The organism is Streptosporangium nondiastaticum, from assembly GCF_003011965.1.
Lineage (GTDB): Bacteria > Actinomycetota > Actinomycetes > Streptomycetales > Streptomycetaceae > Streptomyces > Streptomyces nondiastaticus.
In genome coordinates, this window is sequence record NZ_PXWG01000221.1 from 1 (window position 1) to 6,717 (window position 6,717).

Below are 6,717 nucleotides of genomic sequence, written 5' to 3' on the forward strand. Positions count from 1 at the left end.
GGAGCCCGCCGCCGGGGCCGGCGCCCCTTCCGACGGCGAGACCGCAGCCGCCGCCCCGCACGCCGCCCCCCGTCTCGACCCCCTCGCCGCGCTCGCCGCGGCGGCCGGGTACGACGACCCCGAGCTGTGGTGGGAGGACGCCGTCGAGCACCGCCGCGGCGCGGACGGCGGCGACGCCCTCGCGCCCTTCGCCGCGCTCGCCGAGGCGATGGCCGAGCTGCGGACCGCCTTCGGCGACGGCGACGGGCCCGACGGCGCGCGGGACCTCCTCCGCGAGGCCCACATGCGGCTCAGGATCCGCGACGCCCGGCGGCGGTTCGGCGACGGGATCGCCGTCGTCTGCGGCGCCTGGCACGTCCCCGCCCTCACCACGAAGCGGACCGTCACCGCCGACCGGCAGGCGCTCAAGGGCCTGCCCAAGGTCAAGTCCGAGCTCAGCTGGGTCCCCTGGACCCACCGGCGGCTCTCCCGCACCAGCGGCTACGGCGCCGGCATCGACGCGCCCGGCTGGTACGGCCACCTCTTCCACGCCCCCGACCGCCCCCTCGAACGCTGGCTGACCAAGGTCGCCCGGCTGCTCCGGGACGAGGACTTCCCCGTCTCCTCCGCCCACGTCATCGAGGCCGTCCGGCTCGCGGGCACCCTCGCCGCCCTGCGCGGCCGCCCCCTCGCCGGGCTCACCGAGACCACCGACGCCGTCCGGGCCGTGATGTGCGACGGCTCCGACGTGCCGCTCGCGCTCGTACGGGACCGGCTCGTCGTCGGCAACGTCCTCGGCGAGGTTCCCGACACGGCCCCCGCCACGCCCCTGCAGCGCGACCTCGCCCGCCTCCAGCGCAGCCTGCGCCTCAAGCCCGAAGCGGACGCCCGCGACTGGGAGTTCGACCTGCGCAAGGACACCGACGCCGCGCGCAGCCGCCTGCTCCACCGGCTGCGGCTCCTCGGCGTCGACTGGGGCGAGCCCGTGCGCTCCCGCGGGGGGACCGGCACCTTCCGCGAGTCCTGGCGGCTCACCTGGGAGCCCGAGCTGGCGGTCCGCGTCGCCGAGGCCTCCGCCTGGGGCACGACCGTGCTCACCGCGGCCACCGCGCGGGCCGAGGCCCGGGCCGCCGGCACCGCGGCCCTCGCCGACGTCACGGCCCTCGCCGAGCACTGCCTGCTCGCCGGCCTGCCCGATGCGCTGCCCACCGTCATGCGCGCCCTGGCCGACCGCGCCGCGCTCGACACCGACGTGGCCCACCTCGCCGAGGCCCTCCCGGCCCTGGTCCGCTCCGTGCGCTACGGCGACGTCCGCGGCACGGACACCGCCGCGCTCAGCGACGTGGCCGAGGGCCTCGCCGAGCGTGTGTTCGTAGGCCTTCCCGCCGCGTGCGCGGGCCTTGACGCGGACGCCGCGACGACCATGCGCGGCCTGGTGGACGAGGTTCACCGGGCGGTGGGCCTGCTGGCCGCGGAGCGAGGGCCCGTCCTGGAGGGAGGCAGCAGCCCGGAGGCCGAAGCGGGCCCGGGGCCGGGGTCCGACGGCGCCGCCGGGGCCGAAACGGAAGCCACCGGCTCCGGCTCCGGCACCGGCACCGGTGCGAGCAGCCACCCCCGGGGCAGTGCCGCCCCCTCCACCCTCCGGCACCGCTGGGCCGCCGTGCTCGGCGTGCTCGCCGGGCGCGACGGGCTCCCCGGCGGGATCCGCGGGCGGGCCGTGCGGCTGCTCCTCGACGACGGGCTGCTTCCCGACGGGCGCGCCGCCCGGCTCATGGGGCTCGCCCTCTCCGCCGGCACGGAGCCGGCCGAGGCCGCCGCCTGGATCGAGGGCTTCCTCGGCAGCGGCGGGCCCGGCGGCATGCTCCTCGTCCACGACGAGCGCCTGCTCGCCCTCGTCGACGACTGGCTCACCGGCGTCCCGGCCGCGGCCTTCGCCGGCGTCCTGCCCCTGCTGCGCCGCACCTTCTCGTCGTTCGACCAGGGAACGCGCCGCGCCGTGGGGCAGCAGATCCGCCGGGGCGGCCCGGGAGCGGCGGGAACGGCGCCCTCGCCCGGCGCGCTGCTCGACGAGGACCGCGCGGCGGCGGTGCTGCCGACGCTGCACCTGCTGCTGGGCATGGCACACACAGGGGGAGAACGAGGATGAGCACGGACACCAACACCCACACCCGCACTGACACCCACACCCACACCCACACCGACCCCGCCACCGAGCGTCTCCGCCGCTGGCGGCTCGTCCTCGGCGCCGACTCCGCCGCGGGCGCCGGCGGCGGGTTCGCCGCCCTCAGCGGCGCCGACGGCGCCATGGACCGCGCTCTGGAGGCGCTCTACGGCGGACAGGGAGACCCGGCCGCCCAGGGCTCCGGCCCCCGCGAGGCCGGCCTCGGCGGCTCCGCGCCCCGCGTCGCCCGCTGGCTGGGGGACATCCGCACGTACTTCCCGGCGTCCGTCGTTCAGGTGATGCAGCGCGACGCCATCGACCGGCTCGGCCTCGCCGCGCTGCTCCTGGAGCCGGAGATGCTGGAGGCCGTCGAGGCCGACGTCCACCTCGTCGGCACGCTGCTCTCGCTCCACAAGGCGATGCCCGAGACGACGAAGGAGACGGCGAGGACCGTGGTCCGCAAGGTCGTCGAGGACCTGGAGAAGCGCCTGGCCGCGCGCACCCGCGCCACCCTCACCGGCGCCCTCGACCGCTCGGCCCGCATCAGCCGCCCCCGCCACCGCGACATCGACTGGGACCGCACCATCCGGGCGAACCTCAAGAACTACCTGCCCGAACACCGCACGGTCGTCCCCGAGCGGCTCGTCGGCTACGGCCGGGCCGCGCGGTCGGTGAAGAAGGACGTGATCCTCTGCATCGACCAGTCCGGCTCCATGGCCGCCTCCGTCGTCTACGCCTCCGTCTTCGGCGCCGTCCTCGCCTCGATGCGCACCCTCGACACCCGCCTCGTCGTCTTCGACACCTCCGTCGCGGACCTCACCGACCAGCTGTCCGACCCGGTCGACGTGCTCTTCGGCACCCAGCTCGGCGGCGGCACCGACATCAACCGCGCGCTCGCCTACTGCCAGTCCCGCATCACCCGCCCGGCGGAAACCGTCGTGGTCCTCATCAGTGATCTCTACGAGGGAGGGATCCGGGACGGGATGCTCAAACGGGTGGCGGCCATGAAGGCGGCGGGCGTGCAGTTCGTGACGCTGCTCGCACTCTCCGACGAGGGCGCCCCCGCCTACGACCGCGAGCACGCGGCGGCCCTGGCGGCCCTCGGCGCGCCCGCCTTCGCCTGCACCCCCGGCCTCTTCCCGGAGGTGATGGCCGCGGCCCTGGAGAAGCGCCCGCTGCCCGTGCCCGAGACGGCCGCCCGCCCGGCGGCGACGCCCTTCCCGTAGTCCGGATGCGTGGGGAGGTAACCCGGATGCGTACGGAATCCGTCGCGATCTGTGAGCGTAATCACGGCCGTAGTGTGACCTGTGATTTAGGGCCGCCCCTCCGGCGGGGATAACCTGCGAGACGGACATGCCGCGTCAACGGTGAACGTGTGCCGCCCTCGCCCGTGCTATCCCGGGGCGCAACCCCCGGACCCTGCGGAGATCGCGCTCTCACGCCGCCCTGCGGCACGCCCGCGCAGACAACGAACCGCGATATCCATGGAAAAGGGACGGACGCGCGTGGACCTGTTCGAGTACCAGGCGAGGGACCTCTTCGCCAAGCACGGTGTACCGGTGCTGGCCGGTGAAGTCATTGACACGCCTGAGGCGGCCCGCGAGGCGACCGAGCGGCTGGGCGGCAAGTCGGTCGTCAAGGCCCAGGTCAAGGTCGGTGGCCGTGGCAAGGCCGGTGGCGTGAAGCTCGCCGCCACCCCGGACGAGGCCGTCGCCCGCGCGACGGACATCCTCGGCATGGACATCAAGGGCCACACGGTCCACAAGGTCATGATCGCCGAGACCGCTCCGGAGATCCTCGAGGAGTACTACGTCTCGTACCTCCTCGACCGGACCAACCGCACCTTCCTCGCCATGGCGTCCGTCGCCGGCGGCATGGACATCGAGGAGGTCGCCGCGACGACCCCCGAGAAGCTCGCGAAGGTCCCGGTCGACGCCAACGAGGGCGTCACCATCGAGAAGGCCCGCGAGATCGTCGCCCAGGCGAAGTTCCCGGCCGAGGTGGCCGAGAAGGTCGCCGAGGTCATGGTCACCCTGTGGAAGACCTTCGTCGCCGAGGACGCGCTCCTCGTCGAGGTCAACCCGCTGGCCAAGGTCGCGAGCGGCGACGTCATCGCCCTCGACGGCAAGGTGTCCCTGGACGCCAACGCCGAGTTCCGCCAGCCGGAGCACGAGGCCCTCGAGGACAAGGCCGCGGCCAACCCGCTGGAGGCCGCTGCCAAGGCCAAGGGCCTGAACTACGTCAAGCTCGACGGCCAGGTCGGCATCATCGGCAACGGCGCGGGTCTCGTCATGAGCACCCTCGACGTCGTCGCGTACGCCGGTGAGAACCACGGCGGCGTCAAGCCCGCCAACTTCCTCGACATCGGTGGCGGCGCCTCCGCCGAGGTCATGGCCAACGGTCTCGAGATCATCCTCGGCGACCCGGACGTCAAGTCCGTCTTCGTCAACGTCTTCGGTGGCATCACCGCGTGCGACGAGGTCGCCAAGGGCATCGTCCAGGCCCTGGAGCTCCTCAAGAGCAAGGGCGAGGACGTCTCCAAGCCGCTGGTCGTGCGCCTCGACGGCAACAACGCGGAGCTGGGTCGCAAGATCCTGTCGGACGCCAACCACCCGCTGGTCCAGCGCGTGGACACCATGGACGGCGCGGCCGACAAGGCCGCCGAGCTGGCTGCGGCTAAGTAAGGGACGAGGACTCCACAACCATGGCTATCTTCCTCACCAAGGACAGCAAGGTCATCGTCCAGGGGATGACCGGTGCCACGGGCATGAAGCACACCAAGCTCATGCTGGCCGACGGCACCAACATCGTCGGTGGCGTGAACCCGCGCAAGGCCGGCACCGAGGTCGACTTCGACGGCACCTCCGTGCCCGTCTTCGGCTCGGTCGCCGAGGCGATGGAGAAGACCGGTGCCGACGTCACCGTCGTCTTCGTCCCGCCGGCGTTCGCCAAGGCCGCCGTCGTCGAGGCGATCGACGCCGAGATCCCGCTGGCCGTCGTGATCACCGAGGGCATCGCCGTCCACGACTCCGCCGCCTTCTGGGCGTACGCGGGCTCGAAGGGCAACAAGACCCGCATCATCGGCCCGAACTGCCCCGGTCTCATCACCCCGGGCCAGTCCAACGCCGGCATCATCCCGGGCGACATCACCAAGCCCGGCCGCATCGGTCTCGTGTCCAAGTCCGGCACGCTGACCTACCAGATGATGTACGAGCTCCGTGACATCGGCTTCTCCTCCGCCGTCGGCATCGGTGGCGACCCGGTCATCGGCACCACGCACATCGACGCGCTCGCCGCGTTCGAGGCCGACCCGGAGACCGAGCTGATCGTGATGATCGGCGAGATCGGTGGCGACGCCGAGGAGCGTGCCGCGGACTTCATCAAGGCCAACGTCACCAAGCCGGTCGTCGGCTACGTGGCGGGCTTCACCGCGCCCGAGGGCAAGACCATGGGCCACGCCGGCGCCATCGTCTCCGGTTCGTCCGGCACCGCCCAGGCGAAGAAGGAGGCCCTTGAGGCCGCCGGTGTGAAGGTCGGCAAGACCCCGTCCGAGACGGCCCGCCTCGCGCGCGCCGCGCTGGGCGCCTGAGCCTGACGGTTCCGCAGTACGGGCCCGCACCCCGCAAGGGGTGCGGGCCCGTGCCCGTTTCCGGGGCAGCCCGTGCCCGCTTCCGGGGCAGCCTGTGCCCGTTTCCAGGGCAGCCCGTGCCCGTTTCCGGAGCCCGCGTGAAGCCCTCTGAAGCTGCATAAGGGTAATTGCTCGTCAAATAGGTTTATACAGGTATCAAAAGCGACACGACGGTCATTTACCCGCTACCCGAACGAAAGCCGTGTTCTTGGCAGCATGACCATGTGACCCAAGATGCCGAGCACAGCCCGCCGTTGCCCGCGCCCGGCCGGCCCGCCGCGAGCGCGCCGCCACCGGCGGGCACGGTGTTCGTCGGCGGGGCGATCGCCGCGGGCCTGGGGCTCGGGGCGCTGGCCGTGGTCGTCCTGCTGCTGTGGATCACCTCGCCGTACCCGGACGGCGGCGCCGGCGAGGCCCTGCGCGCCGCCGCCGGGCTGTGGCTGCTCGCGCACGGCGCCGAGCTCGTCCGCACGGACACCCTCACCGGGGCGCCCGCCCCGATCGGCCTCACGCCGATGCTGCTGACCGTCCTGCCCTGCTGGCTGCTCTACCGGGCCGCGCGGCACGCCCTGGAACCGCCGGACGAGTCCGTGGACGACGAGGACGACATCCCGTACCCGGACGTCATGCTGCCGGCCGGGGAGGAGCCGCCCGGCACCGGCGCTCCCGAGCCCGCGGCAGCGCCCGGCCCCGCCCCGCGCAAGGCCGCCCTGACGCTCCTCTGCGGCTACCTGCTCGTCGCCGTGTGCGCCGTCCTCTACGCCTCCTCCGGCCCCGTGCGCGTCGAGCCGCTGAGCGCCCTGCTGCACGTGCCCGTCGTGGCGGGCGCGTCCGCCGCCGCCGGGACGTGGGCCGCCCTGGGCTGCCCCTACGGGTCCCCGCCGCCGTTCGTGCGCCGCGCGCTCGCCGCCGTCCCCGCGCGGCTGCGCGGCTGGTTCACCCGGGACCG

Annotated in this window: 5 protein-coding genes; all 5 read left to right on the forward strand. The window is 73.7% G+C overall.

The window, feature by feature from the left end:
• Positions 1-2,125, forward strand: a 2,125-nt coding sequence (locus tag B7P34_RS34395; protein WP_223268545.1) for a DUF5682 family protein, incomplete at its 5' end; no start/stop codon positions are given.
• Entirely contained in the window at positions 2,122-3,366 is a 1,245-nt protein-coding gene (locus B7P34_RS34400) for a VWA domain-containing protein (protein ID WP_106682082.1), read from the forward strand. The genes B7P34_RS34395 and B7P34_RS34400, both read left to right, overlap by 4 nt.
• 279 nt (positions 3,367-3,645) lie before the next feature.
• Complete coding sequence (gene sucC, locus B7P34_RS34405; protein WP_106682083.1) at positions 3,646-4,824, forward strand: ADP-forming succinate--CoA ligase subunit beta; 1,179 nt, start codon at positions 3,646-3,648, stop codon at positions 4,822-4,824.
• 20 nt (positions 4,825-4,844) lie between these two features.
• Positions 4,845-5,729, forward strand: coding sequence for a succinate--CoA ligase subunit alpha (sucD, locus tag B7P34_RS34410; protein ID WP_106682084.1), 885 nt, complete (start codon positions 4,845-4,847; stop codon positions 5,727-5,729).
• 263 nt (positions 5,730-5,992) lie between these two features.
• The coding region (locus B7P34_RS37870) for a cell division protein PerM (RefSeq protein WP_223268546.1) at positions 5,993-6,717 on the forward strand (725 nt) is incomplete at its 3' end.